The organism is Streptomyces sp. NPDC091682 (assembly GCF_044756625.1).
Classification (GTDB): domain Bacteria; phylum Actinomycetota; class Actinomycetes; order Streptomycetales; family Streptomycetaceae; genus Streptomyces.
The window spans coordinates 226,457-252,058 of record NZ_JBIVTH010000013.1 but is presented as its reverse complement, the minus strand read 5'-3'; the positions used below and the strand labels follow the sequence as shown (position 1 = coordinate 252,058).

Below are 25,602 nucleotides of genomic sequence, written 5' to 3'. Positions count from 1 at the left end.
TCGTCCGATTCCGGACGACTAGACCTCCGTTAGGAGGCCTGGCCGCCGAAGATGTCGATTCGGTCGCCCTCAGCGAGGGTCACGATGGCGCGCTTGGTGTCAGCGCGCTTGCCGAAACCAGTCTTGGTGCGCTTGCGCTTACCCTGACGGTTGATCGTGTTGACCCCGGTGACCTTGACCGAGAAGACCGCTTCCACAGCCTGCTTGATCTGGGTCTTGTTCGAGCCGGGCGCGACGATGAACGTGTACTTGTTCTCGTCGAGCAGCGCGTAGCTCTTCTCCGAGACAACCGGCTTGATCAGCAGGTCGCGCGGGTCAGTGAAGGTCTTGCTGGTAACGGTCGCGTCAGACATTACGCGTCGCTCCCTTCGGTCTCATCGGCCTTGGGGCCAGACACGAAGGACTCGAAAGCGGTCTGAGTGAAGACCACGTCGTCAGAGACGATCACGTCGTACGTGTTCAGCTGGCCCGGCTCCAGGATGTGAACCTGGGGCAGGTTGCGGGCGGACAGCCACGCGGCCTCTTCGGCGCGGTCGACGACCAGGAGCAGGTTCTTGCGCTCCGAGATCTTGCCGAACAGCGTCTTGGCGGCCTTCGTGGAGGCAGCACCCTCGACCACGCCGGTGACGACGTGAATGCGGGAGTGACGCGCACGGTCCGAGAGGGCACCGCGGAGGGCGGCAGCCTTCATCTTCTTCGGGGTCCGCTGGGAGTAGTCACGCGGCTGCGGGCCGTGGACAACGCCACCGCCGACGAACTGCGGCGCGCGGGTCGAACCCTGGCGCGCACGGCCGGTGCCCTTCTGGCGGTACGGCTTGCGGCCACCACCACGGACTTCGCCGCGACGCTTGGTCTTGTGCGTGCCCTGACGGGCAGCAGCCAGCTGAGCGACAACGACCTGGTGGATCAGCGGAACGCTGGTCTTCGCGTCGAAGATCTCCGCGGGGAGCTCGACGGTACCGGCCTTGTCGCCTGCCGGCGAAAGGATGTCAATGGTGCTCATTACCTCAAGCCCCCTTGGCCGCGGTACGGACCAGGACGAGGCCGCCGTTCGGACCGGGGACCGCGCCCTTGATGAGCAGCAGACCCTTCTCCGCGTCAACCGCGTGGATGGTCAGGTTCTGGGTGGTGACGCGCTCGTTACCCATACGACCGGCCATGCGCATGCCCTTGAAGACACGCCCAGGGGTGGCGCAGCCACCGATCGAACCGGGGGAGCGGTGCTTGCGCTGCACACCGTGACCGGCGCCGAGGCCCCGGAAGTTGTGCCGCTTCATGACACCGGCGAAGCCCTTGCCCTTGCTGTTGCCCGTGACGTCAACCTTGACGCCGGACTCGAACACCTCAGCAGTGATCTCCTGGCCGAGCGTGTACTCGCTGGCGTCGGAGGTGCGGAGCTCCACCAGGTGGCGGCGGGGGGTCACGTCGGCCTTGGCGAAGTGGCCCTTGAGGGGCTTGTTCACCTTGCGCGGGTCGATCTCGCCGAAGGCGATCTGGACCGACTCGTAGCCGTCGATGTCGTTCGTACGGACCTGGGTAACGACGCAGGGTCCGGCCTTGACCACGGTCACCGGGACGACACGGTTGTTCTCGTCCCAGACCTGGGTCATGCCGAGCTTCTCGCCCAGGACGCCCTTGATCTGCTTTGCCATCTTCTCGACGCCTCTCAGAGCTTGATCTCGATGTCAACGCCGGCCGGAAGGTCCAGGCGCATCAGCGAGTCAACGGTCTTGGGAGTCGGGTCGAGGATGTCGATCAGGCGCTTGTGCGTGCGCATCTCGAAGTGCTCGCGCGAGTCCTTGTACTTGTGCGGCGACTTGATGACGCAGTACACGTTCTTCTCAGTGGGCAGCGGCACCGGGCCCGCGACCGACGCACCAGTGCGCGTCACCGTCTCGACGATCTTCTTCGCCGAGGAATCGATGACCTCGTGGTCGTAGGCCTTGAGCCGGATGCGGATCTTCTGTCCCGCCATGGCTACTCCGTAGTCCTGTCTGTATGTGGAAACGCTCTGGCTCCCGGTCGGCTGCGGAATGGAATCCCGCCGCCCCTCCTCCGACCCACGCGGTCGGGCGTGTCGCACTCCCTCTACAGAAAATTCCCATACGGAAATTCCCTCATCCAAGGGGGTGCGGTCCCGATGACCGCGATTCGGGGGAGAAACACCCACCGAGTGCCTGGTGGGCACCGTGCTGACACTTCCCAGAAGATTCCCGTACGTCCGTCCCCATTGCTGCCCCGAGAGGCAGATTAAGGACGACGAGTACTGTGGGACTCGCTTCCGGTCCTCCCGGCGGGAGGCGCGCAGCATCGGCACTCAGCCGAGCAACTTGAGTAGTCTGCCATACGAGGCACGTACCTGGCCAATCGGGCCGAAGAGAATACCCCGCCACGCTGAGTGGTCAAACTGCGCCGCACCCTTGGCCCAGCGGAGCTCCTCCCCGGCCGCGTCAGGTCCGCGAGACCGTCCCGCACCCCTCCTGCTCGGGCTGTTCCAGGGCCTGGCTGCGGTCGTACGGGTCCCTGGGCGTCCCTGTCGGCTCGGGGCTGTCGGTCGGCGCGTCCCGGAACATCGGATGCAGGTACCCGTCGTAGACGAAGCACTCCGAATTCGCGATGTCGTACTGGTAGGGCCCGATCTGCATCATCCCCGCCTCGACCCGCCACTTGCGGGGATCGGCGAAGGTGAACTCCATCTGCCTGCGCACGATGGTGCGGCTGACCTCCTCGGCGCCGCTCTTCGCCTGGACCAGCGGGTAGACGAAGGTGTAGTCGGTCATGACGTCGATCTGGCCCGGGCTCGCGCCGGGCTCGACCGTCGTCCGGCCGCGCACCTTCACCACGTCGCCGGCGAGGCGCACCCGTGCGGGGTCGGCGCGGGTGAACACCTGGAGCGGGTCCGCGTCCCTGCCCGGGCGGGCCAGGGCCCCTTCCAACCGGTCCACCATCTCCCGCTGGCCGGGGTCGATCATCTGCAGCGCCGCGGTGGGGCGCTCGCCGCGCAGCGTTGCCGGGTCCAGGTTGGCGAGCACCAGGAACTGCTTCGTGCGCTCCAGCCCCTGGGCGACCAGCTCGCGGCTGACCCCGTTCACGGCGGTGGCCTCGGGCATCTCGATGCCGGCGGCGCCGTCCGCCCACTGCAGGGCCGGGGAGCCCCGGAAGGGCTCTGCCAGGGTCGGTGAATCCGGGGGCACGGCACCCGGGGCCGCGGTCGGCCGGGCCGTCTCCGCGGGCAGCGGCACCCTCGCCGCCTCCCGGGCGGCGGTCTTGCCCGTGACCCGGTCGATCACCAGCTCGGGCCGTACCGCGACCAGCGCGAGCCCGGCGATGAAGACGACGGCCAGGGTGACCTTGATCCCCCGCTTGGCCCGGCCCCGCCCGCCCCGTGTCCCCCGCCCGGTAGGGCCGGTGCGCCAGCCCGGCGGATCCTGCTGGTGGCGCAGCCGCTCGGTCACCATCCGGGCCCGCGCCGACGGCTCGCGCGGCGCCTCTCCGGTGCCCGCGGCAGCCTGCTCCAAGAACGCCGCCAGCTCCTCGTCGGATATGCCCGAGCCCCGCGCGTCCTCGTGTTTCCCGCCCATGTCCCACCCCGTGTGCATCCGTGTGCGGCCCCTCGGCCACCGATCGGGCGACTGGTCCCGTCGCCAGATCAAGAAATCGTACTTTGGGACGATCAAGGCGTGCCGTGCGGCAGGCCCGGAACGGAAACGACCGTCACGTCACGGGGTCAGACCTCGGTGAGCTGTCCCTCGGGCGCCGGTACGGCAGCACGGCGCGGAACGGCGCCGCGCAGCGTCAGCAGCATCGCGCCGGCCGTGGCCAGCGAACCGACCGCGTACGCGAGCCCCACGCGCAGCGCGATGTCCCCGGGCACCAGCGTGATGCCGAGCAGCATCGCGGTGCCGAACGCCCAGCAGGCCAGCTGCGCACGGTGCTTGTGCAACACCATCTGGGCCTGACCGAGCACCATCGCCAGCATGTAGCAGGTCGTCCCGATGGAGAACCAGACGAAGTCGACGTGACCGAGCTGCCCGGGCGTGGCACGGAAGAGGACCTCGATCAGCCAGGGACCGAGCACCACGGCGGGCACACCGCCGACGGCGCCGAGGCCCAGCACCACCACACAGGCCTTGCGCAGCATCCGGGCGAAGCCCTGGTGGTCCCCGGCGGCCACCACGGTGGACAGCCCGGAGAGCAGCGAGGCCTGCAGCGAGCCGAAGACGAACAGCGGCACCCGGGCCAGCACCAGGGCGCTGAGCAGGGCCGAGATCAAGGCGATGCGGGTCGGCTCCAGCAGCTGGGTGCTCATCACCGCCGCGTTGACCACCACCTGCGCCAGCAGGGTGGAGGCGGTCAGCGGCCCGAGTCCACGGGCCAGCTCCCGGGTGGGGAACACCCCGCCGGGCCGCGCCGCGCGCAGCGTCGGGGCCAGCGTGACCAGCAGGGCGACGAACGGCGCCACGACGAGGATCAGGCTGAAGGCGAGCGCCGAGTGCAGCCCGGCGGCGGCGCAGGCGAAGGCCAGCACGATCCGCAGGCCGCCGTCGACCGCGAGCTGGGAGCCGTACGCGGTGAAGCGGCCGACGCCGGCCAGGATGCCCCGGGTGAGGTAGCACAGGGCCATCCCCGCGAAGGCACCGCCGAGCACGGCGACCATCTGGAGGTCACCGTGGAACAGCCGGTCGGCGATCGGCCGGGCGAAGACGGCGAGCACCCCGAGGACCGCGCCGAGGACGCCCCCGGTCAGCAGTCCCGCCTTCCGGAGCACCGGCGCGGAACCCTCACCGCGCACCACGCGGGCGGCGACGATCCGGGTGAGCTCCTGCTCGATCGGGAAGAACAGACCGATCCCGACGGACATCACCAGGGTCCACAGCACCGAGACGCCGGCCTTGTCGGCCTCGGAGAGGCTGTGTCCGGCCACCGCGAGGTGGATGTAGGAGGCGGCGCCGAGTACGGCGGTGCCCCCCGCGACCATGGCGGTCCCGGGGGGCAGGGCCTTGAGCAGTCTTGCTATCGGGTTCATCCCGTGGCTTTCATCGGCCGCACGCTCAGCGCGTGGCGTGGCGGAGCATGGCGCTGACACCGGGCCGGCCGGCCTTGATGGCGGCGCCGGGCAGCAGGGTGATCGCGTGCAGCCGGGAGGAGAGGTGCAGCCTGGACACCTTGGCGGCGCGCGGCCAGCCGTGCCGGTCCAAGCGGTTGGCGGTCTCCACGAAGAAGCGCTTGGCCTCCTCGAAGCGGTGACCGGTGAAGGCCTTGGCCGAGGACTCGCTCTCGGCGTGCCGGCGGTAGCTGAAGCAGACCTCCGGCGTGGTGGCCAGGGACTCCCCCGCCACCAGCAGGTCCACGACCAGGGCGAGGTCCTGGATCACACCGAGGTCGGTGCGGAAGCCGAAGCGCTTGACCGCCTCGGTGCGCCAGCAGATCGACGGGAAGTACAGCCAGTTCCCGCGCAGCAGGCTGGTGGCCAGCTCCTCGCCGCCGAGCAGGGCCCGGCCGGGGCCCTTGGGTGCGTACAGCTTGCGCTTGGTCCGGTCGCCGAGGGTGTCGTACGGCAGGCCGTCGGTGCCGATCACCTGGACGCCGGGCTGGATCATCGCGGCGGTCGGCTCGCGGTCGGCGGCGGCCCGCACCACCTGCAGGTAGTTCGGGTGCATGAGGTCGTCGCAGCCCATGAGCACCAGGTACGCGTACTCGGCGAGCTCGACGCAGCGGTTGAAGTTGCCGGTCACTCCGAGGTTGCGCTCGTTGCGCAGGTAGCGGACGCGGGGGTCGGCGAGCTGCTCGAACCACTCGGGGACGCCCGGCTCGCGGCCGTCGTCGACGACGGTGAGGCGCCAGTCGTCGCCGTCCTGGGCCAGGACGCTGCGGACGGCGTCCTGCATCAGCGCGACGTCGCCGTAGTACGGCAGGAGGATTTCGAAACGCGACATGCTCTCCGCCTACGCCTTGGTCAGTTCGCGCGCGACCAGCTCGGCGGTGCGCTGCTGGAAGGCGCTGTACGCCGGGGTGCCGGGCGTGAACGTCTTGAGCTCGCCGGGCATCCGGCGGATCATCGCGAGCAGCAGCACGAGGCCGGCCCGGGTGAGGTAGACCATGGCCCTGAACGGCGAGGCGCTCGGCCGGCCGGTGGTCCGCTCGCGCATCGCCACGGGAATCTGGCGCACGGTGAAGCCGGATCGGGCGGCGCCCACCATGGACTCGATGGTGTCCCCGAGGTACTCCACGGGGTACCAGCGGGCGAAGAACTCTATGAGCGGCCGGTTGCAGGCACGGAAGCCCGAGGTGGTGTCGGTGAGCTTGGTCCGGGTGATGCGCGACAGCACCACGGACAGCAGCGACATCGCCCACTTGCGCGGGCCGCGCACCGTGTAGTCGCCGTCGCCGGCGAACCGGGCGCCTATGACCAGGTCGGCGTCACCGACGGCGAGGCGCTCCAGCAGCGCCGGTACGTACGCCGGGTCGTGCTGGCCGTCGGCGTCCACCTGGATCGCCACGTCGTAGCCGTGCTGCTGCGCGTAGCGGTAGCCGAGCCGCATCGCGCCGCCGACACCGAGGTTGAAGGGCAGCTGGGCGACGGCCGAGCCGGCCGCCCGGGCCACCTCGGCGGTGTTGTCCGCCGAGCCGTCGTCGACCACCAGGGTGTCCACGTACGGCAGTTGCTGCTGGATCTCCCGCAGGACGGAGGGCAGTCCGTCCTGCTCGTTCCAGGCGGGAAGAATGATCAGAACGCGACGACCGTCGTTCACGAGTTCACCTGTGCCTCGATGGCGCCGGATTCCTCCGCGCGCGGCGACGTACTGGGGTATCCGCCCTGCTGCACGAGGTGCGCGCGGATCAGCGCGACGTCCTCCGCCAGGGTGCGCGTCTCCGCCTCCAGCCGACTGGTCTCCCAGCTGAGGTGCAGGCTCACCAGCAGGACCAGGACGAACCCGATGAAGAACACCAGGCTCACGCCGGACGCCACGCCGAGGCTCCTGGCCACCGGGTCCAGCAGGTCGGGGACGAACCCGAGCGGGGCGGCCAGCAATCCGATGGCGAGCCATATCGCCGCGTACTTCTCCCGCAGTTGCTGGCGGCGCAGCAGCTCGAGGATGTACCCCAGCACCAGAAGACCGGTAATGGAGGTCAAAACGGAGAGTCGCACAGCGGACGGCGCCTTTCGCGCGAAGGGGCCAACATCTTTATAGGAGAAGCATATGGCACGGCACATGACGCCAACGGGGCCCGAAAGGTTGCGTACCGGGCCCCATTGACGACGTGCGTGTGGGGCGATCAGCCCCGCCGGCTCACCTCGTGGAGGGGAGTCCCAGCAGATCAGCGAAGGCGGGGCGGGTGATCGCCTCGGCGAGCTGAACCCTCCAGTCGGCCAGCGGTTCCAGCCCGGCGGCCGACCAGCCGTCGTGAGCAAGGACACTGAAGGCCGGTCGCACGGCGGGACGGACGAACGCCTCGGAGGTCGTCGGCCGGATCCGTTCGGGGTCGAGCCCGCTCAGTCGGTAGGCCTCGCGCGCCAGCCCCATCCAGGTGGTGCGGCCGCTCGCGGTGCCGTGGTAGATCCCGCCGGAGGCCCTGCCCGCCAGCGCGGCGAGACCGAGGTCGACCAGGTGCCGGGCCAGCGCGTAGGACCAAGTGGGCTGACCGTGCTGGTCGTCGACCACGTCGAGGGTGTCCCGCTGGGCCGCCAACTTCAGCATGGTGGCGACGAAGTTCGCCCCGTGCTCGCCGTACAGCCACGCGGTCCGCACGATGTAGCCGTCCTGCGGGAGCAACTCGGCGACGGCCTGTTCGCCGACCAGCTTGGAGCGCCCGTAGGCGTTGACCGGACCGGTCTCGGCGTCCTCGGGGTACGGCTGCACGGCATTGCCGGGCAGCACGTAGTCGGTGGAGACGTGCAGCAGGCGCGCACCGGTGTCGGCACAGGCCGCGGCGAGGACGCGCACGCCGGTGCCGTTGACGGCGGTGGCGGCTTCCTCGGCGGTCTCGGCACCGTCCACGTCGGTCCAGGCCGCGCAGTTGACGACGACGGCCACGCCCTCGACGGCGGCCCGGACGGCTGCCGGGTCGGTGATGTCGAGGTCGGCTCGACGCAGGCCCGCGGCCTCGATGCCGGCGTCCTTCAGGACGGCCAGGACGTCCTGGCCGAGCATTCCGGCGGCGCCGGTGACGAGCCAGCGGCCGGCTCGCAGGTCGGCGGTCACTTCTGCAGGGCCGCCTTCGCCTTCAGCGGCTCCCACCAGGCACGGTTCTCGCGGTACCAGTCGATGGTGGCCTTGATGCCGTCCTCGAAGGTGACCTGCGGGGTGTAGCCCAGCTCGGCGCCGATCTTGCTGATGTCGATGGAGTAGCGGAGGTCGTGGCCCTTGCGGTCCTCGACCTGCTCGACCATGTCCCAGCCGAGGCCGGCGGCCTCCAGCAGGACACCGGTGAGCTCCTTGTTGGTGAGCTCGGTGCCGCCGCCGATGTTGTAGACCTCGCCGGCCCGGCCCTTGCGCATGGCCAGGTCGATGCCGCGGCAGTGGTCGGAGACGTGCAGCCAGTCGCGGACGTTGCCGCCGTTGCCGTACAGCGGGACCTTCTTGCCGTCCATCAGGTTCGAGACGAACAGCGGGATGACCTTCTCCGGGAACTGGTAGTGCCCGTAGTTGTTGGAGCAGCGGGTGACCACCACGTCCATGCCGTGGGTGCGGTGGTAGGCCAGCGCCAGCAGGTCGGACGACGCCTTCGAGGCGGAGTACGGGGAGTTGGGCACCAGCGGCCACTCCTCCGTCCAGGAGCCCTCGTTGATCGAGCCGTAGACCTCGTCCGTGGAGATGTGGACGAAGCGGCCGACGCCGTGCTTGCGGGCGGAGTCGAGCAGCACCTGGGTGCCCACGACATTGGTCATCACGAACGGGCCCGCGCCGGCGATCGAACGGTCCACGTGGGACTCGGCCGCGAAGTGCACGACGACGTCGTGACCGGGCATGACCTGGTCGACGGCGTCCGCGTCGCAGATGTCGCCCTTGACGAAGGCGTATCCGGGGTGGTCGGCGACCGGGGCGAGGTTGGCCTCGACGCCCGAATACGTCAGCTTGTCGAAGACAGTGATCTGCGCCGTGGCATCTGCAGCGAGCTGCTGGCGGACGAATTCTGAACCGATGAAGCCGGCGCCGCCGGTCACGAGGATGCGCATAATACGAAGAGTCTAGCGGTCCGCCCAACGTCACATGTGCTGAGTCCGCTCCCCCACGCCCTCTCGCATAGGGTTCTCTCCATGCGTGGAATCCTCTTGGCCGGTGGCACCGGATCTCGACTCTGGCCGCTGACCCGGGCCGTCTCGAAGCAGCTGCTGCCCGTCTTCGACAAGCCGATGATCTACTACCCCCTCTCGACCCTCGTGATGGCGGGCATCAGCGAAATCCTGATCATCACCACCCCGGACGACCGCGACCAGTTCGAGCGACTGCTCGGCGACGGCTCGCAGTTCGGCCTGCGGCTGGAGTACGCCGTCCAGGAGCGCCCGGAAGGCATCGCCCAGGCGTTCGTCCTCGGTGCCGACTTCATCGGAGACGAGTCCGTCGCCCTGATCCTCGGCGACAACATCTTCCACGGCAGTGGCCTCGGCACCCGCCTCGCCCGGCACACGGACGCCAAGGGCGGCCGCGTGTTCGCGTACCCGGTCGCGGACCCCACCGCTTACGGCGTGGTCGAGTTCGACGAGAACGGCCAGGCGATCTCCATCGAGGAGAAGCCGGAGAAGCCCAAGTCCCGCTACGCGGTGCCGGGTCTGTACTTCTACGACAACCGGGTCGTCGAGATAGCCCGCGGCCTCGAGCCCAGTGCCCGCGGCGAGCTGGAGATCACCGCCGTCAACGACGCGTACCTCCAGGCCGGCGAGCTCAACGTGACCATCCTCGACCGCGGTACCGCGTGGCTGGACACCGGCACCTTCGTCTCGATGGTGCAGGCCTCCGAGTTCGTCCGCGTGATCGAGGAGCGCCAGGGCTTCAAAATAGGCTGCATCGAGGAGGCGGCCTGGCGGGCCGGCCTGATCGACTCCGCGCAGCTGCGCGCGCTCGCCGAGCCGCTGACCAAGAGCGGCTACGGCGACTACCTGCTGATGCTGCTCGCCGAGGAGGACGCCCGATGAAGTTCCGCGAACTCTCCATAGCCGGCGCCTTCGAGGTCACCCCGCAGCTGCACGGCGACCCGCGCGGCCTGTTCACCGAGTGGTACCGCTTCGACCGCCTCGCCGAGGTCGTCGGTCACCCGCTGAACCTGGCGCAGGCGAACCTCTCGGTCTCCTCCGCGGGCGTGGTCCGCGGCATCCACTTCGCCGACGTACCGCGCGGCCAGGCCAAGTACGTGACCTGCGTGCGCGGCGCCGTGCTCGACGTCATCGTCGACCTGCGGGTCGGCTCCCCCACCTTCGGCCAGTGGGAGGGCGTCCGCCTCGACGACGTGGACCGTCGTGCGGTCTACATCCCCGAGGGCCTCGGCCACGGCTTCTGCGCGCTGAGCGACGACGCGACGCTGTCGTACCTCTGCTCGGAGACGTACAACCCGACCGGCGAGCACTCGGTGCACCCGCTCGACCCCGATCTGGGCATCGAGTGGCCGGCCGACGTGCCGCTGCTGTCCGCCCGCGACGAGGCCGCCCCCTCGCTGGCCGACGCCCTCGCGACCGGTCTGCTGCCCGACCACGCCGCGTGCGTCGAGTTCACCGAGTCCCTGCGCGTGAGCTGACCCGCCGCCGCAACACGACTGAGGGCCGCACCCCGTACGGGGGTGCGGCCCTCAGTCGTACCGTCCGCCCGTGGGCGGACATGCCGAAGGGCCCCGGCCCACCGCCGAGGCGATGGGCCGGGGCCCTTCAGTGCAACTTGGTGCCCGGTGAACGGGCTACCAGGTCAGAGCACGAAATTACTTCGTGATCTTGGTGACCTGGCCGGCGCCCACGGTACGACCACCCTCACGGATGGCGAACTTCAGGCCCTCCTCCATGGCGACCGGCTGGATCAGCGCGACCGTCATCTCGGTGTTGTCGCCCGGCATGACCATCTCCGTGCCGGCCGGCAGGGTGACGACACCCGTGACGTCCGTGGTACGGAAGTAGAACTGCGGACGGTAGTTGTTGAAGAACGGGGTGTGACGGCCACCCTCGTCCTTCGACAGGATGTAGGCCTGGGCCTCGAACTCGGTGTGCGGGGTGACCGAACCGGGCTTGATGATGACCTGGCCGCGCTCGACGTCCTCGCGCTTGATGCCACGGAGGAGCAGACCGACGTTCTCACCGGCCTGGCCCTCGTCGAGGAGCTTGCGGAACATCTCGATACCGGTGACCGTGGTGGTGGTCTTGGTCTCCTTGATACCGATGATGTCGACGGTCTCGTTGACCTTCAGGACACCACGCTCGATACGGCCGGTGACGACGGTACCGCGACCGGTGATCGTGAAGACGTCCTCGACGGGCATGAGGAACGGCTTCTCGGTGTCACGCGGCGGGGTCGGGATGGCCTCGTCGACGGCGGACATGAGGCCGAGGAGCTTCTCGCCCCACTCCTTGTCGCCCTCGAGCGCCTTCAGCGCGGAGACGCGGACGACCGGCAGGTCGTCGCCCGGGAACTCGTACTCGGAGAGGAGCTCACGGACCTCGAGCTCGACGAGCTCCAGGATCTCCTCGTCGTCCACCATGTCGGCCTTGTTCAGGGCGACGACGATGTAGGGGACGCCGACCTGGCGGGCCAGGAGCACGTGCTCCTTGGTCTGCGGCATCGGGCCGTCGGTGGCGGCGACCACGAGGATCGCGCCGTCCATCTGCGCGGCACCGGTGATCATGTTCTTGATGTAGTCAGCGTGACCCGGGCAGTCGACGTGGGCGTAGTGACGCGCCTCGGTCTGGTACTCGACGTGCGCGATCGAGATGGTGATACCGCGCTGGCGCTCCTCAGGAGCCTTGTCGATCTGGTCGAAGGCCGAGGCCTCGTTCAGGTCCGGGTACGCGTCGTGCAGCACCTTGGTAATGGCGGCCGTGAGGGTCGTCTTACCGTGGTCAATGTGACCGATGGTGCCGATGTTGACGTGCGGCTTAGTCCGCTCGAACTTCGCCTTCGCCACGGGGTCCTCCTGGAGAGTGGTTCTGTACGCCTTACAGATCGGCGCCAGGTGATCTTTGCTGGAAAGCCGGCCCTCCGGGGCAATGGAGGGGTACTCCTGTTGCCCCAGAGGCTCCGGTGACAAGCCTAAAGCGTGTACTCGGAAGAGTTACTCGCCCTTGGCCTTCGCGATGATCTCCTCGGCGACGTTCCGGGGAACCTCGGCGTAGGAGTCGAACTGCATCGAGTAGCTGGCGCGACCCGAGGTCTTGCTGCGGAGGTCTCCGACGTAGCCGAACATCTCCGAAAGGGGCACGAGGCCCTTCACGACGCGAGCACCGTGACGCTCCTCCATGGCCTGGATCTGGCCACGGCGGGAGTTGATGTCACCGATGACGTCACCCATGTAGTCCTCGGGCGTGGTGACCTCTACGGCCATCATCGGCTCGAGGAGCACGGGAGAAGCCTTGCGCGCGGCCTCCTTGAAGGCCTGCGAACCGGCGATCTTGAAGGCGAGCTCCGAGGAGTCGACCTCGTGGTAGCCACCGTCGAGAAGCGTGACGCGAACGCCCGTCATCTCGTAGCCGGCCAGGATGCCGAACTGCATGGCTTCCTGCGCACCGGCGTCGACCGAAGGGATGTACTCCTTCGGGACGCGTCCACCGGTGACCTTGTTCACGAACTCGTACGCCGGACCGTCGGTCTCGGTGATGGGCTCGATCGCGATCTGCACCTTGGCGAACTGACCGGTACCACCGGTCTGCTTCTTGTGCGTGTAGTCGTGACGCTCGACGGCCTTGCGGATCGTCTCGCGGTACGCGACCTGCGGCTTGCCGACGTTGGCCTCGACCTTGAACTCGCGCTTCATACGGTCGACCAGCACCTCGAGGTGCAGCTCGCCCATACCGCCGAGGATGGTCTGGCCCGTCTCCTCGTCCGAGTGAACGTGGAAGGAGGGGTCCTCCTCCGCGAGACGCTGGATGGCAACACCCAGCTTCTCCTGGTCACCCTTGGACTTGGGCTCGATGGCGACCTGGATGACCGGAGCCGGGAAGTCCATGGACTCCAGGATCACGGGCTGCTTGTCGTCACACAGCGTCTCACCGGTGGTGGTCTGCTTCAGGCCCATGACGGCGACGATGTCGCCGGCGCCCACCGCGTCGATCTCTTCACGCTTGTTGGCGTGCATGCGGTAGATCTTGCCGATGCGCTCCTTCTTGCCCTTGACGGAGTTCAGCACCGCAGTGCCGGCCTCCAGGCGGCCCGAGTAAACCCGGACGAAGGTGAGCTTGCCGAGGTGCGGGTCGCTCATGATCTTGAACGCGAGCGCGGCGAGGGGCTCCTCGTCGGACGGCTTGCGCTTCACGACGACCTCGGCGTCGCGGACGTCGTGGCCCTCGATGGCCTCGATGTCCAGCGGCGACGGCAGGTAGCGGACGACGGCGTCGAGCAGGGGCTGAACGCCCTTGTTCTTGAACGCCGTGCCACAGAACACCGCGGTGATCGTGGGCTCGCCCTTGCCCTTGCCGGAGTTCAGGATGATCCGACGGACGGCGGCGTGCAGCTGCTCGACGGTGGGCTCGTTGCCCTCCAGGAACAGCTCCATGATCTCGTCGTCGTTCTCGGCGACGGTCTCGACCAGCTTGCCGCGCCACTCTTCAGCAGCCTCGGTGTGCGTGGCCGGGATGTCGACGATGTCGTACATCTCGCCCTTGGTCGCCTCGGCGGACCAGACGAACGCCTTCATCGTGACGAGGTCGACGACACCCTGGAAGTCGGCCTCGGCACCGATGGGGAGCTGCATGACGATCGGAACCGCACCGAGGCGGTCCTTGATCATGTCGACGCAGCGGTGGAACTCTGCGCCGGTGCGGTCGAGCTTGTTGACGAAGCAGATGCGCGGCACGCCGTAGCGGTCCGCCTGACGCCAAACGGTCTCGGACTGCGGCTCGACGCCGGCCACACCGTCGAAGACGGTGACGGCGCCGTCGAGGACGCGGAGCGAACGCTCTACCTCGACGGTGAAGTCGACGTGACCCGGGGTGTCGATGATGTTGATCGTGTGGTCAACGTCTTCGAGGGGCCAGTGGCAGGTCGTCGCGGCAGACGTGATGGTGATACCACGCTCCTGCTCCTGCTCCATCCAGTCCATCGTGGCAGCGCCGTCGTGGACCTCACCGATCTTGTACGACACACCGGTGTAGAACAGGATGCGCTCGGTGGTGGTCGTCTTGCCCGCGTCGATGTGGGCCATGATCCCGATGTTGCGGACCTTGGCCAGGTCAAGCGAAGTGGTAGCCATAAGGCTTCGGTCTTCTCTCGGTCTCGATGTGGGGTGGGACTACCAGCGGTAGTGCGCGAAGGCCTTGTTGGACTCGGCCATCTTGTGCGTGTCCTCGCGCTTCTTGACGGCAGCGCCAAGACCGTTGGAGGCGTCGAGCAGCTCGTTCATGAGGCGCTCGGTCATGGTCTTCTCACGGCGGGCGCGGGAGTAACCCACGAGCCAGCGGAGGGCCAGGGTCGACTGGCGACCCGGCTTGACCTCGACGGGGACCTGGTAGGTCGCGCCACCGACACGGCGGGACTTGACCTCGAGGGACGGCTTGACGTTCTCCAGCGCGCGCTTCAGCGTGATGACCGGGTCGTTGCCGGTCTTCTCGCGGAGGCCTTCCATGGCGCCGTAAACGATGCGCTCGGCGGTGGAGCGCTTGCCGTTCAGGAGGATCTTGTTGATGAGCGACGTCACCAGAGGAGATGCGTAGACCGGGTCGATGATGACCGGGCGCTTCGGGGCGGGGCCCTTACGAGGCATTCTTACTTCTCCTTCTTGGCGCCGTAGCGGCTGCGGGCCTGCTTGCGGTTCTTGACAGCCTGGGTGTCAAGCGCACCGCGGATGATCTTGTAACGAACACCCGGCAGGTCCTTCACACGGCCACCACGCACGAGCACGATCGAGTGCTCCTGCAGGTTGTGTCCCTCACCCGGAATGTAAGCGGTGACCTCGATGCCGGAGGTCAGACGCACACGCGCGACCTTACGGAGCGCCGAGTTCGGCTTCTTCGGGGTGGTCGTGAACACACGCGTGCAGACGCCGCGACGCTGGGGCGAAGCCTCAAGCGCGGGGGTCTTTGTCTTCTCGACCTTGTCCTGCCGGCCCTTACGGACCAGCTGCTGGATCGTAGGCACTACTTCTCCGGTTTCTGTGTGCCGTGTAGTGAAACTAACCTGGAACGTTTGCCGACCCACGCGGTCGGGTGTGTCGGATCCGGCGGACCTCCGCGCAAGCACGGAAACGCATGGATCGCGGTGGCCGACTCGGCTCACGTGCGGTTGATGGACACGCACGTGAGCCTAGGCACACCCCAGGCACAAGGTCAGAGCGTACCTACCTCACAGAGGTAGGTCAAAACAAATGCCCAGCACGAAAACACACCGGGCGCAAGTGGTGGCGGCGACCGGGGCCGCCGCCGGTCGAGTGCGGGAAGGCCGGATCAGTCCTGCACCCGGCGGCGCGGCTCCGCGACGGCCGACGGCTCGGCGGGAACCTCGCCCGGGGCCGCGTCGGGCTCCAGAAACTGACTGACGACCTTGACGAAGACCTCGCGGCGGCCCTCGGGGACACCCAGCCACCGGGCGAAGTCCTCGATGGTGGGCGTACGGCCGCCGGGCGGCAGCTCCTGCGCGGCCAGCGGGAGCTCCTCGGGGGCGACCCGGCCGGAGCGGATCAGCATGTCGCGCACGGAGACACCGAGGAGCGGGGCGATCCGGCGCATGGTCTCCAGGTCGGGCATGCTCTGGCGCTGGAGCAGGCGCGTGACGGCGGCACGGTGCACCCCGGCCTCGTCCGCGATCCTCGACTTGCCGCCGCCTCGCGGGCTGTCGATGTCGTATCCACGCTGCCGCATCAGGGTTTCCACCCAGGCCGCGAACGCGTCAAGTTCCAGAGTGCCCATGTGCCGCTCCTCAGTCCGCCGTTCGCAATCCGCACCATGACAGCACATCTTAGCGTGCTTGCGCGCACGGAATTATGACCTCCATAAATAAAGCACAACCTAAGTCAAGGGCAAGTAATGAGGTTCTTGATTGCGCGCTCGCACGCAACATGCCACAGTGAGGCGGCCTTGAGCCACGGTCGTCCCAGCCTCGCGGAGTCGTCACCATGCCCCTTGCCCCGCCCCCAGCCCCACCCGCCGCCGCGCGCACCGCCGTCCCCTGGCCCTGGCAGGCCTCCGCCGCGTGCGCCGACCTCCCGCCCACCGTCGTCTTCGCCCGCCGGATCAAGGACGCGGCCCCGGCCCTGCGCGCCTGCGCCGCCTGCCCGGTCCGGCACCAGTGCGAACAAGCCGTCGCGCCGGCCGAGAGCTGGTTCGACGGAGTGTGCGCCGGCCGGCTGTGGCGCAACGGCCGCCCCGCCGCCCTCACCTCGCCCACCGGGAGCTCCCGTGCCTGACCTCCGTACCGGCGACACCGCGCTGTGGATCGCCTCGCTGATCCGCAACTTCCCCGAGCTCTGCGAAGAGCTGGCGCCCGGGCGCGCCGCCGCCTTCTCCGCGCACGTCCCGGCCCCGCGCGGCCCGCGTGACGACGAGCTCGTCCGCGTGGAGCGGCGCGAGGCCCTGCTCCTGCAGCAGGAGCACGGCCTGACCGCCTCCGGCCACAGCGCCGCCCCGATCCGGCTGCACGTCTCCGACACCATCCGGGACGTCACCGACGGGGTGGTCGAGCTGGAGGAGGCCGTGTGCGCCCGGCTCGGCATCCCCCGCCCCCGGCGCGCTCCGGTCCCGGAGCGGCTGCGCCGGCTCGCCGCCATGCTGGACGGCATCGGGGCCCACCCGGTGCTCGCCCGCCACGTGCGCGACGAGCTGCGCCGGATGGCCCGCCGCTGCGCCCGCGTACTCGGCGACACCGAGCAGGTCGTACGGGTCTCCGGGCGCTGCCCGTGGTGCGACTCCGTCTCGCTGCGCGCGTTCCCCGACCGGCGGGCGGTGCTGTGCGTGAACCCGGCCTGCCGCTGCACGGTCGGGGACTGCGGCTGCCACGACGATCCCGCCTACCGCCACCTGTGGCCCGAGACGGAGTGGGCCACGCTGGCCGCCGAGTCGGGCTGCCGCACCGAGGAACTCGACTCCGCGATGGAAGGAACCCAGCAGTGATCGCTCCGCTCCCCTCCCTGATCCCCGGCCCGGTGGCCGCCCATGAGGCGGGGGTCGCCCCCGCCACGATCCGCAAGTGGGTCCAGCTCGGCCGGCTCACGGCGGCGGGGAAGGCGGGCCGGGCGCAGCTGTTCCGCCTGGAGGACGTGTTCGCCGCGGAACGGGCCGCCAGCCGCCGCGCGGCCCCGGCCTGACCCCCGTACCGCTCGCCCGAACGCACCGATGCCCGGTCTCCCCCGTGGAGGCCGGGCATCCGGCGTTTCGCGAGAAGCGTGCGGAGTCCGCGGGAAGCGGGCCGGACGGCCGCGGGAGACGGCCCGGACGCGGCCTTGGTGAACTGCCCGCACGAATTTGTTGCGCGCGCGCACGCAACGTGTCACAGTTGGTGCAGCGGCAGAGCTGCGCCCGCAGGACGGGCGGCGGCCGGCCGCTCCCCCCGCCGGGCGGTGCCCGCCCCTCGCCCCCCCTTCGGGCACCGCCCGGCATCCCCGCCACCCACCAGCTGAGGTGATCCGTCGTGACCACTCCCCCGAGTGCCTTCCCCGACGTCGAGGCCCTAGTCGTCGACGTCCTCAAGGCCGATTCCGCCCTGTCCGCGGCCGCCGTCGCCGTCGACCCGCCCGCCGGGTTCGACGGCACGCAGCGGGCCGTCCTGGTCAACCGCCGCGGCGGCGCCTGGACCGGCGACCTGCACGTCGACCGTCCGCTGATCGAGCTGGAGGTGTACGGCCCGACCAAGGCCGCCGCCCACACCCTGGCCAACGCCGCGCGGCGGGCCCTGCTCGCCACGCTCGGCAAGACCATCGGCTCGAACGCCTTCACCGATGTCGAGGAGCAGGACGGTCCTCGCTGGCTGCCCGACTACCTGTACCGCGGCGCGAACCGCTACGTCTGCGTGATCCAGGTGTCCCTCAGCGTCTTCTGACGCTCCCACAGACCAAGGCCCCGCCGCCCGGTGGGGCCTTTGCCGTACCCGGACGCGGACACATCCGCGCTCCGGACCGGCAGACCTCTATACAAGGAGAAGCATCACCATGGCAGGAAACTCGTCCGAGATCCGCGTTGCCGGCAGCGGCCGCATCTTCGTCGCCGCCGCCGGTACGGCCCTTCCGACCGCCTTCACCGGCAAGCCGGACACCGACTGGGGCGCCAACTGGAAGGACCTCGGCTTCTCCACGGCCGACGGCGTCACCTTCTCCAAGAAGGACAAGCTCGAGCCCATCGACTCGTGGCAGGCCGTCAGCCCGGTCCACTTCACCTACTCCGACCGGGACCTGTCCCTGAAGTTCTCGCTGCTCCAGTTCAACGAGCTGACGCTGCCGTTCTTCATGGGCGGCGGCGCGGTGGCCGACGAGGCCACCCCGTCCAACGGCATCTACCGCTACGACATCGCGGACTCGCCGAAGTCGGACGCCCGTGCGCTGGGCCTGGAGTTCACCGACACCAAGGCCAGTGACGGCTCGGTCGTGACCTACCGCTTCTACATCCCGCGCGGCCAGGTCACCGCCTCCGACGACATCAAGCTGGCCCGCAAGGCGGCCTCCACGCTCGGCATCACCTTCACCGCGCTGGCCGCGGGCGACGACAAGCCGCTGGCGAGCTTCGTCATGAAGGACGGCGCGTACGCCGCCGGCTGATCCGGCCCCTGACGGGGCGGGGCTGCCTCCGGGCCGCCCCGCCCCACCCCCACCTCTTCCGATCCACCTTCACCCAGAGGAGACCCATCACCATGGCAGGCTTCGACGTCAACGCGGCCCGCGCCCAGCGCCAGGAAGCCCTCGGCCGTTCCTGGTCCTTCCAGCTGGACGACGAGACGTACACCCTCCCCACCGAGCTCAGCCGGGCAGCGGCCAAGGGGCTGCGCAAGCTCGACGACAACGACGTGGACGGTCTGCTGCGCGTCCTCTTGGGTGACAAGCAGTTCGAGCGCTTCGAGCAGCACGACATCACGATGCAGGACGTCGCCGCGATCCTCGAGGCCTACGGCAAGGAGACCGGGCTCGGCCTGGGGGAAGGCTGAGCCTCGTCGAGTTCGTCGACGAACACGCCGAGGCCCTCGAAGCGGACCTGCTCCGCTATTACGGCAAGGACCTCCTTGACTGGCACCGCGGGGAGCTCTCCTCGCGGCGCCTGATGGTCCTGATCAAGCACCTGCCGCAGGACAGCGCCGTCAACCGGGACCTGTTCGGCGAGGCCGCCGACTGGTCGGTGACCGACCACCTGCTGGCGGCCACCGTGGACCACCTGGCGGCCGGCAACTGGATGTTCGCCTGCGTCAACACGGCGGAGGACGACGATCCGCCGGAGGCACCGAAGCCGGTGCCGAGGCCGGACGGCAAGCCGAGGAGTTCCGAGTCGGATGCGGAGTCCGACCCGGACCCGGACACGGACGCGGCCCAGGCCGAAGCCGTCTCCCCGGACAAGCTCGTCCGCTTCTTCGGCTGACCGTACGGGTCAGTCACCCTGCTCGGGGGGCTCGGGCCTGCCCGGGCCGGCCCGGGTCTCCAGGTCCTGAGCCAGGGCCCGGGCCCGGTCGGCCAGAGTCAGCCGGTCCGGGCCCCCGTCCGCCCCCGGCCCGTCCGCCGGGAGGTCGGCCGGGGTGCCCTGCGGGCGCGGCTGTACGGGTACGGATTCCAGTGGCGGCACGATGGGGCGCCCGTTGCGCCGTACGACCTTCCGGCCGACCGGCGTCGCGCGCTTCTCGCGCGCGTCGCCTCGCGCGCGCGTCGCGCGGGCGGCGCCCGGCGCCGCGGGAGCGGTCATGACCGGCTCCCGGGGCGTTTCGCCGTCCTTGTGACGGCGCGGCGGCGGGATGGGTCCCGGATCCGGCTCGGCGGCCGGTGGGGGGCCGGTGTCGGAACGCCGGTCCAGGATCTCCTGGGCCCGGCGCATCCGCTCCTCGGTCTCCACCATCAGGGGCGAGGGTTCGAGCAGCGTGGCGAACGGCAGCCGGATCACGGTGGCCCCCCGGCCGTCGCCGGGAGTGCGCCGGGCGGCCGCATCGCCTCCGCGTCCGCCACCCGCGGCGTACGCCTCTGCGACCCGTTTCTCGTACTCGCGGCGGATCCGAGGCAGTTCCTCGGACATCGCCTCGGCCCATCCGGCGGTGAAGGCGGCCGTCTCCCGGCGGTCGATCTCCGCCCTCGGTATCACGACGAGATCCTCGGGTGCGAAGCCCGCCGCATGTACGAGTTCTGACAGCCGCGCAAACAAATGGGGCAGGTCAGGGACCATTTCAAGCCAGTCGATGGCATGGTCACGCCTTCTGGCGCCCGCTTCCCTGTCCATGCGTCAGCACTGCCTTCCCGCCCCCAGGCTCCCCTCGCGCCCCGCGTGACACGCGCGTTCCTGGGCGGGGAACAGTGATCAAGCGTACCCGGTCGTCCTGAAACTCCCTGTTCTTGGTACACGCATCCCGAGTAACGGACCTCACGCCGGACCCCGTGACGCGCCGAGGGGGCTTTCCAGCTCGACAAACATCGAACGAATGTTCTTAACTCTGTTCGCACACACATTCGACAACCGGTGCCCCCGCTCCCGACCCGCGGCGCCACCACGCAGCAAGGGCAAGCAACTGGAAGGCAGGCGTCCATGACCCAGCAGGCCGAGGGATCACCGCAGCTCGCGCTCCACGACCGCCTCAGCCAGCTTTTGGACGGACCCGCCCCCCTCGACAAGAGGGCCCTGCTCGGCTCCCTGCACGCCGAGATCACCAGCCGCGAGACCCGCGCGTACACGGCCGGCTGGAACGACGCCCTCTCCGAGTCGCGGCGCCCCGCGCAGTAGCCCCGCAGCCCTTTGTCCGACCGAGCCCTCGCCGATGTTCGACCGGCGGGGGCTTCTTGGCGCTTGGCCCGACCGGCCGGAAGCGGAGGAACACCATGGCAATCGAAGACCCGCAGCCTTCACGGGTGATATCCGAAGAAAAACCGCCGGACCCCCCGAAGGGCGAGAAACCGCTCACCGCCTCCCAACTGCTCGAGTGGTACACCTCGCACCCTCCGGAGCTCGTCGCGCAGCTGGGCGCGGCGAACTTCGTCACGAACGTCAGCCTGGCTGCGCTCCTGGAGCCCATCGCCAAGGACATCAAGGACATCCATCACGAGGTCGTCAACCCCCTGGCGGTCGAGCTGCTGCAGCAACTGCGGCTCGAGTCCGCCGCCGCCGCACTCAAGAAGAGCCCCATCTTCGAGAACCACGAGCAGTGGTGGGCGTACGCCGTCACGGCCGCCGCCGGAATCCTCGTCACCATCCTCGCCGCCCGCTTCGTCAGCAAGCTCCCGGCCCGGCTCACCGGCGCGCCGCCAGGCGCCGCCGCGGACCTGACCCCGGAGCGGGTGGAGGCGCTGCGCAGGGAGCTCACCGACACGAACCCGCTGCTGCAGACCTACGCCGACCAGGTGCGGCGACTCCCCCAGGCGAAGGAGATGACCGCCCGGGCGACGGCCATCGGCAAGCTCAAGAATGCCGTGGCCAACCAGAACAACACCGAGGTCACGGCGGCCGCCGATGCGATCAAGAGCCTCAAGACCGCCCTCAGGAACTTCGACCCCAAGAAGCTCCCGACGAACCACTCGGCGCTGAAGAAGACCGCCGACGCCCTCGACAAGCTGAGGGGGGCGATCGAGCGGCTGAAGGTCGATGACGTGAGGAACGCGACCCAGGCCTTCCTCCGCCTCAAGATCGTCCTCCGGAACCTCAAGCCCTCCGACATCCCCAAGTCGGGCGACATGAGGGCCAGCGCCCGGGCCGCCAGCAGCCTCGAGGGCGCCACCCGCAGACTGACCGGCGCCCTCCAGCCCCTGGCTCCCGCGCTGCGGGGTGTCATCTCGTCGGCCCAGACCACCGCCGGCGCCCTCGGCTGATCCGCAGCCCTCACCACACAAAGGAGGTGTGACCACCATGACTCTCGCCAGTTCCACGAAGCGCGCCTCGGACGCTCTGCGCAACCTCAAGACGCAGGCTTCCGGCGCCGCGGCCCCCGTCAAGCGGGTCGGCGACGCCGGCAACCGTGCTTCGGGCCAGCTCAGAACGCTCCGTACGAACGCCCAGGGCTCCACCGGCCAGCTCAAGAGCCTCAAGACCGCCGCCGACCAGGCCGAACGGGCGATGTCCAAGGCCGGCCAGACCGGTCAGCGGGCCGGCACGCAGCTCGGCCGGTTCAAGACCGGCGCCGACCGGGCCGCCTCGGGCCAGGACAAGCTCAACAAGTCCATGAGGGGCAACTTCCTCGCCCGCCTGATCGAACTGTTCATGCCGCTCATCGAGAAGATCGTCGAAATGGCGATGCGCTCGAAGACGATGCAGACCGTGATCCGGACCGCTTTCAACGCCATCCGGACCGTGATCTCCACGGTCATCAAGGCCATCGGCCCGATCATCCGCGGCGCCGGCAACCTGATCAAGTCGGTGTGGAACAGCGTCAAGAGCGCCGTCCTGCCGATCGTCTCGGCCATCGGCAACGCCGTGAAGTCCGCCTTCAACGGCATCAAGTCGGTCATCACCAGTGTGATGAACGGCGTCCGCTCGGTCATCAGCAGCGTGTGGAACGGCATCAAGGCCGTCATCATGCCGGTGGTCGACTGGATCAAGTCGGCCGTCCCGAACGCCTTCAACGCCGTCAAGGACCGGATGTCCAGCGCCTGGAGCGGGCTCAAGGGCATCGCTTCCGGCGCGTTCGGCGCCATCGTCGGCGCGGTCAAGTCCCCCATCAACTCCGTCATCAGCCTGATCAACTCCATGATCAGCCGGATCAACCGGATCCGCGTCAGCGTCCCCGGCTGGGTCCCCTTCGTCGGCGGCAAGAGCTTCGGCGTCAGCCTGCCCACCATCCCCATGCTCGCCACCGGCGGTGTGGTCATGCCGCGCAGCGGCGGTGTCCCGGCGATCCTCGCCGAGGCGGGCGAGGCCGAAGCCGTGCTGCCGCTGTCGAAGCTCGACCGCCTGCTCGCCCGTACGGCCGCCCGCGCCCGGATGACCTCCGCCGCCCCGGGCTCCGGTGAGGGCTCCGCCCTGCACATCGAGCACTACTACGCCGCGCAGAACACCGACCCGCAGCGCACGGCCGACGCGCTGATGTACCTGGCGAAGGCGCGCGGATGAGTGCGGCCGTCGTCGCGGTGAACCCCTTCGGCGGCCTCACGAGGTCCATGGGCCGTGTCCGTACCCAGGTCGGGGCGGCCACCGGGAACGCCCGCCAGGTCGCCTCGTCGCTGAAGCAGGTCGGCTCCGCGGTCAAGAAGGCCGCCTCCGACACGGCACGGCTCGCGCCGGCGGCCGCCCAGGCCGGCAAGGTGCTGGCCGGGCTGAAGACCCAGGCCGCTGCAGCCGCCACGTCCGCGGCCAAGCTCGGCCAGTCCGCGACCCGGGCGGCCACCGGCACCAAGCGGGTGGATTCCGGGGCCCGCGGGGTCGTGGCCTCGCTGCGGAAACTGGCCGCGAAGACCGGTGGCGTCCTGGCCGTCATCGGCGGCCTGCTGCCGGCCATCGGGATCGTCTCCACGCTCATGAGCACCTTCGGCATCGCCATGACCGTGGGCGCCGTCGTGATGACCGCGGTCAACGTGGCCATGCGGGCCAACCCGATCGGCTTCGTGCTCGGCATCCTCATCCCGCTCGGCGCCTGGCTCATCGAACTCGCCATGAACTCCGAGACCGGCCGGCGCCTGATCGAGCAGACGTTCACCGTGGTCCTCAAGGTGTTCGAGGAGTACGCGAAGTTCCTCACCCCGCTGCTCGCGACCGTCCGCACGATCGTGACCACGTACTTCAAGACGTACTTCGAGGTCATCTCGGCGGTGGTGGGCGGTCTGCGCGGAGCCGTCAACGGCTTCTCCCGGACCGGCAGTGCCGCCGGTTCGGCCAGCAACGCGCTGCGCGGCATCGCCTCCGGCACCTTCAACGCGATCATGGCCCCGATCCGCCCGGTGATCACCTTCCTGACCGGCACCCTGCCCGGGGCGTTCTCCCGGGTGAGCTCGTCGCTGTCCGGTTCCCTCAACGGCATCGGCCGCTTCGTCACCACCGGCCTGCAGGCCGTGCTCGCCGTGGTCACCGGCCCGTTCAACGGCATGATCGCCTTCGCCAACTGGATCATCGACGGCCTGGAGGACCTCAGCTTCGAGCTCCTCGGCAAGAAGTTCGGCGTCGACCTCGACAAGATCCCGATGCTCGCCGAAGGCGGCGTCGTCTGGCCGATGTCCATGGGCTCGGCCCCGCGGATCAACCCCGTATCCGACCTCGACCACCGTCGCGTCGCACCCGCGCCTCCGCCCTCCCCGGGCCAGGGCCCCCACCGCATACGGGAGTACCGGGAGTCCGCGGGCGCGGGCCCCCGCTCGACCGCCGAGGACCTGCTCTTCCTCGCCGCCGCCCACGCATGATCCACCGGACATCCCCGCCCCATCCCCGAGAGCGAGGTGACGGCCCGCCATGGCCGAGACCATCACAGACACCTACACCGCCGACCACGCACCCGGCTCACTCATCACCCAGGACGGGCAGATGCAGTGGGCCGGACTGCTTCTCGGGCCCGGTACCCCCTTCACCGTCGACCGGTCGGGACTGACCGGCTGGGAAGACCTGCCGGAGTACGACAGCTCCGACGCCGAACGCCCCACCGGCCACGGCGCCTGGCCCGGCGCCCGCTACGCCAAGCCCCGCAAGATCGGCGGCACGGTGTGGATGACGCCCGCGCGGGGCGCCTCCCTGAGTACGGTCCGCATCCTGCGCCAGGCGATGGCCCTGGGCGACGCCGAACGCTGGCTGGCCGTACGGATGCACGGCGAGGTCCTCGCCGTGCGCGCCCGGATCAGCCAGCGCGTGCTGCCCGCCGACCGCGTGTACGCCACCCAGGGCGCGGCCAAGGCCTCCCTCCAGTGGACGGCCACCGACCCCCGCCGCTACCTGATCGGCGAGCAGTCCGCGATCGTCCCGGCCCCGGAGCCGGAGAGCGGGCTGACCTGGCCGCTGGTCTGGCCCCTGACCTGGGGTCAGGCCGCCAAGACCGGCGACTCGGCGGCCGAGAACACCGGTTCCGCCGCCACCCACCCGGTGATCACCTTCCGCGGCCCGTGCAGCACCCCGTCGGTGACCGAGCGCACCACCCGCCGCCGCCTGCGGTACGACATCGACCTCACCTCCGGCGACGAGCTGGTCGTCGACACGGCGGCCGGCACGGTCACCCTCAACGGCACCGCCTCGCGCCGCCACACGGCCACCGCGGACAGCAGCCCCGAGGAACTCTTCGCCCTTGAGCCGGGTGTCGCCGAGCTGTCCTTCCGTCCGGACAGCGCCGCGCCGGGCGCCGTGATGACCGTCCGCTGGCGCAGCGCCGAGTGGTAGCGGGCACCACCGCCCACCCGATCCAC

General features: G+C 69.4%; 31 protein-coding genes. 14 read left to right on the top strand and 17 right to left on the bottom strand.

Annotated features, from left to right (window positions below; translation table 11 throughout):
- Positions 1-29 precede the first annotated feature (29 nt).
- The 11 genes from rplW to rfbB form a co-directional block, all read right to left on the bottom strand.
- Positions 30-353: a 50S ribosomal protein L23 gene (rplW, locus tag ACIQK6_RS28525; protein ID WP_215023440.1), complete on the bottom strand. Its 324-nt coding sequence runs from the start codon at positions 351-353 to the stop codon at positions 30-32.
- On the bottom strand, positions 353-1,003 hold the full coding sequence (gene rplD / locus ACIQK6_RS28520) for a 50S ribosomal protein L4 (RefSeq protein ID WP_402695693.1): 651 nt from the start codon (positions 1,001-1,003) through the stop codon (positions 353-355). Before rplD ends, rplW begins: the two co-directional genes overlap by 1 nt.
- Positions 1,004-1,007: 4 nt before the next feature.
- Positions 1,008-1,652, bottom strand: a complete 645-nt coding sequence (rplC, locus tag ACIQK6_RS28515) for a 50S ribosomal protein L3 (RefSeq protein WP_007265899.1) — start codon at positions 1,650-1,652, stop codon at positions 1,008-1,010.
- Positions 1,653-1,666: 14 nt separating this feature from the next.
- Positions 1,667-1,975 (bottom strand): 30S ribosomal protein S10, encoded by a 309-nt coding sequence (rpsJ, locus tag ACIQK6_RS28510; RefSeq protein WP_003948644.1) that lies wholly within the window; start codon positions 1,973-1,975, stop codon positions 1,667-1,669.
- A gap of 475 nt (positions 1,976-2,450) precedes the next feature.
- Positions 2,451-3,581 (bottom strand): hypothetical protein, encoded by a 1,131-nt coding sequence (locus ACIQK6_RS28505; RefSeq protein ID WP_402695692.1) that lies wholly within the window; start codon positions 3,579-3,581, stop codon positions 2,451-2,453.
- Positions 3,582-3,727: 146 nt separating this feature from the next.
- Complete coding sequence (locus ACIQK6_RS28500) at positions 3,728-5,026, bottom strand: lipopolysaccharide biosynthesis protein (protein ID WP_402695691.1); 1,299 nt, start codon at positions 5,024-5,026, stop codon at positions 3,728-3,730.
- Between the two features lie 25 nt (positions 5,027-5,051).
- A complete protein-coding gene (locus ACIQK6_RS28495) occupies positions 5,052-5,936 on the bottom strand; it encodes a glycosyltransferase (RefSeq protein ID WP_329099572.1) in 885 nt (294 codons plus the stop codon).
- A 9-nt stretch (positions 5,937-5,945) separates the two neighbouring features.
- A complete protein-coding gene (locus tag ACIQK6_RS28490) occupies positions 5,946-6,752 on the bottom strand; it encodes a glycosyltransferase family 2 protein (RefSeq protein ID WP_329099573.1) in 807 nt (268 codons plus the stop codon).
- A complete protein-coding gene (locus ACIQK6_RS28485; protein ID WP_094744581.1) occupies positions 6,749-7,150 on the bottom strand; it encodes a DUF2304 domain-containing protein in 402 nt (133 codons plus the stop codon). The genes ACIQK6_RS28490 and ACIQK6_RS28485 overlap by 4 nt, the downstream gene beginning before the upstream one ends.
- 142 nt (positions 7,151-7,292) lie before the next feature.
- Positions 7,293-8,204, bottom strand: coding sequence for a dTDP-4-dehydrorhamnose reductase (gene rfbD, locus ACIQK6_RS28480; protein WP_402695690.1), 912 nt, complete (start codon positions 8,202-8,204; stop codon positions 7,293-7,295).
- Positions 8,201-9,178: a dTDP-glucose 4,6-dehydratase gene (gene rfbB / locus ACIQK6_RS28475; protein ID WP_329099575.1), complete on the bottom strand. Its 978-nt coding sequence runs from the start codon at positions 9,176-9,178 to the stop codon at positions 8,201-8,203. The genes rfbD and rfbB overlap by 4 nt, the downstream gene beginning before the upstream one ends.
- Before the next feature lie 81 nt (positions 9,179-9,259).
- Here rfbB and rfbA point away from each other — a divergent pair, with 81 nt between their 5' ends.
- The gene (gene rfbA, locus ACIQK6_RS28470; RefSeq protein WP_329099576.1) at positions 9,260-10,135 is read left to right on the top strand and encodes a glucose-1-phosphate thymidylyltransferase RfbA; all 876 of its coding nucleotides are present in this window, start codon (positions 9,260-9,262) and stop codon (positions 10,133-10,135) included.
- Positions 10,132-10,731 (top strand): dTDP-4-dehydrorhamnose 3,5-epimerase, encoded by a 600-nt coding sequence (gene rfbC / locus ACIQK6_RS28465; protein ID WP_329099577.1) that lies wholly within the window; start codon positions 10,132-10,134, stop codon positions 10,729-10,731. Before rfbA ends, rfbC begins: the two co-directional genes overlap by 4 nt.
- 177 nt (positions 10,732-10,908) lie before the next feature.
- Here the strand turns inward: rfbC and tuf are convergent, their stop codons facing one another.
- From tuf to ACIQK6_RS28440, 5 genes are all read right to left on the bottom strand, one after another.
- A complete protein-coding gene (gene tuf, locus ACIQK6_RS28460; protein WP_030008455.1) occupies positions 10,909-12,102 on the bottom strand; it encodes an elongation factor Tu in 1,194 nt (397 codons plus the stop codon).
- A 147-nt stretch (positions 12,103-12,249) separates the two neighbouring features.
- A complete protein-coding gene (gene fusA / locus ACIQK6_RS28455; RefSeq protein ID WP_136229670.1) occupies positions 12,250-14,382 on the bottom strand; it encodes an elongation factor G in 2,133 nt (710 codons plus the stop codon).
- A 39-nt stretch (positions 14,383-14,421) separates the two neighbouring features.
- Positions 14,422-14,892 (bottom strand): 30S ribosomal protein S7, encoded by a 471-nt coding sequence (gene rpsG, locus ACIQK6_RS28450; protein ID WP_007265894.1) that lies wholly within the window; start codon positions 14,890-14,892, stop codon positions 14,422-14,424.
- 2 nt (positions 14,893-14,894) lie between these two features.
- Positions 14,895-15,266, bottom strand: coding sequence for a 30S ribosomal protein S12 (gene rpsL, locus ACIQK6_RS28445; protein WP_007265893.1), 372 nt, complete (start codon positions 15,264-15,266; stop codon positions 14,895-14,897).
- A gap of 305 nt (positions 15,267-15,571) precedes the next feature.
- Positions 15,572-16,033 carry a helix-turn-helix transcriptional regulator gene (locus ACIQK6_RS28440; RefSeq protein WP_329099578.1) on the bottom strand — a complete coding sequence of 154 codons (462 nt, stop codon included), beginning with the start codon at positions 16,031-16,033 and terminating at the stop codon, positions 15,572-15,574.
- 206 nt (positions 16,034-16,239) lie between these two features.
- Between ACIQK6_RS28440 and ACIQK6_RS28435 the strand changes: the two genes are divergently transcribed.
- From ACIQK6_RS28435 to ACIQK6_RS28405, 7 genes are all read left to right on the top strand, one after another.
- A complete protein-coding gene (locus ACIQK6_RS28435; RefSeq protein WP_329099579.1) occupies positions 16,240-16,530 on the top strand; it encodes a WhiB family transcriptional regulator in 291 nt (96 codons plus the stop codon).
- Positions 16,523-17,233 (top strand): hypothetical protein, encoded by a 711-nt coding sequence (locus tag ACIQK6_RS28430; RefSeq protein ID WP_329099580.1) that lies wholly within the window; start codon positions 16,523-16,525, stop codon positions 17,231-17,233. Before ACIQK6_RS28435 ends, ACIQK6_RS28430 begins: the two co-directional genes overlap by 8 nt.
- Positions 17,230-17,427, top strand: coding sequence for a hypothetical protein (locus ACIQK6_RS28425; protein WP_329099581.1), 198 nt, complete (start codon positions 17,230-17,232; stop codon positions 17,425-17,427). Before ACIQK6_RS28430 ends, ACIQK6_RS28425 begins: the two co-directional genes overlap by 4 nt.
- Positions 17,428-17,750: 323 nt before the next feature.
- A complete protein-coding gene (locus ACIQK6_RS28420; RefSeq protein ID WP_329099582.1) occupies positions 17,751-18,158 on the top strand; it encodes a hypothetical protein in 408 nt (135 codons plus the stop codon).
- A 109-nt stretch (positions 18,159-18,267) separates the two neighbouring features.
- Positions 18,268-18,870 (top strand): phage tail protein, encoded by a 603-nt coding sequence (locus ACIQK6_RS28415; RefSeq protein WP_329099583.1) that lies wholly within the window; start codon positions 18,268-18,270, stop codon positions 18,868-18,870.
- Between the two features lie 92 nt (positions 18,871-18,962).
- Positions 18,963-19,253: a hypothetical protein gene (locus ACIQK6_RS28410; RefSeq protein WP_329099584.1), complete on the top strand. Its 291-nt coding sequence runs from the start codon at positions 18,963-18,965 to the stop codon at positions 19,251-19,253.
- Between the two features lie 113 nt (positions 19,254-19,366).
- Positions 19,367-19,678, top strand: coding sequence for a hypothetical protein (locus ACIQK6_RS28405; protein WP_329099585.1), 312 nt, complete (start codon positions 19,367-19,369; stop codon positions 19,676-19,678).
- Between the two features lie 9 nt (positions 19,679-19,687).
- On the opposite strand, the gene ACIQK6_RS28400 is transcribed toward ACIQK6_RS28405, so the two are convergent.
- Positions 19,688-20,386: a hypothetical protein gene (locus ACIQK6_RS28400; RefSeq protein WP_329099586.1), complete on the bottom strand. Its 699-nt coding sequence runs from the start codon at positions 20,384-20,386 to the stop codon at positions 19,688-19,690.
- Between the two features lie 438 nt (positions 20,387-20,824).
- Between ACIQK6_RS28400 and ACIQK6_RS28395 the strand changes: the two genes are divergently transcribed.
- The 5 genes from ACIQK6_RS28395 (at position 20,825) to ACIQK6_RS28375 (ending at position 25,576) form a co-directional block, all read left to right on the top strand.
- Positions 20,825-21,019, top strand: a complete 195-nt coding sequence (locus ACIQK6_RS28395; RefSeq protein WP_329099587.1) for a hypothetical protein — start codon at positions 20,825-20,827, stop codon at positions 21,017-21,019.
- 125 nt (positions 21,020-21,144) lie between these two features.
- Positions 21,145-22,098, top strand: a complete 954-nt coding sequence (locus ACIQK6_RS28390; protein WP_329099588.1) for a hypothetical protein — start codon at positions 21,145-21,147, stop codon at positions 22,096-22,098.
- A gap of 37 nt (positions 22,099-22,135) precedes the next feature.
- On the top strand, positions 22,136-23,335 hold the full coding sequence (locus ACIQK6_RS28385) for a phage tail protein (protein ID WP_329099589.1): 1,200 nt from the start codon (positions 22,136-22,138) through the stop codon (positions 23,333-23,335).
- Complete coding sequence (locus tag ACIQK6_RS28380) at positions 23,332-24,615, top strand: tape-measure protein (protein WP_329099590.1); 1,284 nt, start codon at positions 23,332-23,334, stop codon at positions 24,613-24,615. The genes ACIQK6_RS28385 and ACIQK6_RS28380 overlap by 4 nt, the downstream gene beginning before the upstream one ends.
- Positions 24,616-24,664: 49 nt before the next feature.
- A complete protein-coding gene (locus ACIQK6_RS28375) occupies positions 24,665-25,576 on the top strand; it encodes a phage distal tail protein (RefSeq protein ID WP_329099591.1) in 912 nt (303 codons plus the stop codon).
- Positions 25,577-25,602: the final 26 nt, after the last annotated feature.

What these genes read in the sequence shown, in the direction of transcription:
- rplW (WP_215023440.1), bottom strand. Translation starts at nt 353, where the DNA reads ATGTCTGACGCGACCGTTACCAGCAAGACCTTCACTGACCCGCGCGAC.
- rplD (WP_402695693.1), bottom strand. Translation starts at nt 1,003, where the DNA reads ATGAGCACCATTGACATCCTTTCGCCGGCAGGCGACAAGGCCGGTACC.
- rplC (WP_007265899.1), bottom strand. Translation starts at nt 1,652, where the DNA reads ATGGCAAAGCAGATCAAGGGCGTCCTGGGCGAGAAGCTCGGCATGACC.
- rpsJ (WP_003948644.1), bottom strand. Translation starts at nt 1,975, where the DNA reads ATGGCGGGACAGAAGATCCGCATCCGGCTCAAGGCCTACGACCACGAG.
- ACIQK6_RS28505 (WP_402695692.1), bottom strand. Translation starts at nt 3,581, where the DNA reads ATGGGCGGGAAACACGAGGACGCGCGGGGCTCGGGCATATCCGACGAG.
- ACIQK6_RS28500 (WP_402695691.1), bottom strand. Translation starts at nt 5,026, where the DNA reads ATGAACCCGATAGCAAGACTGCTCAAGGCCCTGCCCCCCGGGACCGCC.
- ACIQK6_RS28495 (WP_329099572.1), bottom strand. Translation starts at nt 5,936, where the DNA reads ATGTCGCGTTTCGAAATCCTCCTGCCGTACTACGGCGACGTCGCGCTG.
- rfbB (WP_329099575.1), bottom strand. Translation starts at nt 9,178, where the DNA reads ATGCGCATCCTCGTGACCGGCGGCGCCGGCTTCATCGGTTCAGAATTC.
- rfbA (WP_329099576.1), top strand. Translation starts at nt 9,260, where the DNA reads ATGCGTGGAATCCTCTTGGCCGGTGGCACCGGATCTCGACTCTGGCCG.
- rfbC (WP_329099577.1), top strand. Translation starts at nt 10,132, where the DNA reads ATGAAGTTCCGCGAACTCTCCATAGCCGGCGCCTTCGAGGTCACCCCG.
- fusA (WP_136229670.1), bottom strand. Translation starts at nt 14,382, where the DNA reads ATGGCTACCACTTCGCTTGACCTGGCCAAGGTCCGCAACATCGGGATC.
- rpsG (WP_007265894.1), bottom strand. Translation starts at nt 14,892, where the DNA reads ATGCCTCGTAAGGGCCCCGCCCCGAAGCGCCCGGTCATCATCGACCCG.
- ACIQK6_RS28440 (WP_329099578.1), bottom strand. Translation starts at nt 16,033, where the DNA reads ATGGGCACTCTGGAACTTGACGCGTTCGCGGCCTGGGTGGAAACCCTG.
- ACIQK6_RS28435 (WP_329099579.1), top strand. Translation starts at nt 16,240, where the DNA reads ATGCCCCTTGCCCCGCCCCCAGCCCCACCCGCCGCCGCGCGCACCGCC.
- ACIQK6_RS28415 (WP_329099583.1), top strand. Translation starts at nt 18,268, where the DNA reads ATGGCAGGAAACTCGTCCGAGATCCGCGTTGCCGGCAGCGGCCGCATC.
- ACIQK6_RS28410 (WP_329099584.1), top strand. Translation starts at nt 18,963, where the DNA reads ATGGCAGGCTTCGACGTCAACGCGGCCCGCGCCCAGCGCCAGGAAGCC.
- ACIQK6_RS28405 (WP_329099585.1), top strand. Translation starts at nt 19,367, where the DNA reads ATGGTCCTGATCAAGCACCTGCCGCAGGACAGCGCCGTCAACCGGGAC.
- ACIQK6_RS28395 (WP_329099587.1), top strand. Translation starts at nt 20,825, where the DNA reads ATGACCCAGCAGGCCGAGGGATCACCGCAGCTCGCGCTCCACGACCGC.
- ACIQK6_RS28385 (WP_329099589.1), top strand. Translation starts at nt 22,136, where the DNA reads ATGACTCTCGCCAGTTCCACGAAGCGCGCCTCGGACGCTCTGCGCAAC.
- ACIQK6_RS28380 (WP_329099590.1), top strand. Translation starts at nt 23,332, where the DNA reads ATGAGTGCGGCCGTCGTCGCGGTGAACCCCTTCGGCGGCCTCACGAGG.
- ACIQK6_RS28375 (WP_329099591.1), top strand. Translation starts at nt 24,665, where the DNA reads ATGGCCGAGACCATCACAGACACCTACACCGCCGACCACGCACCCGGC.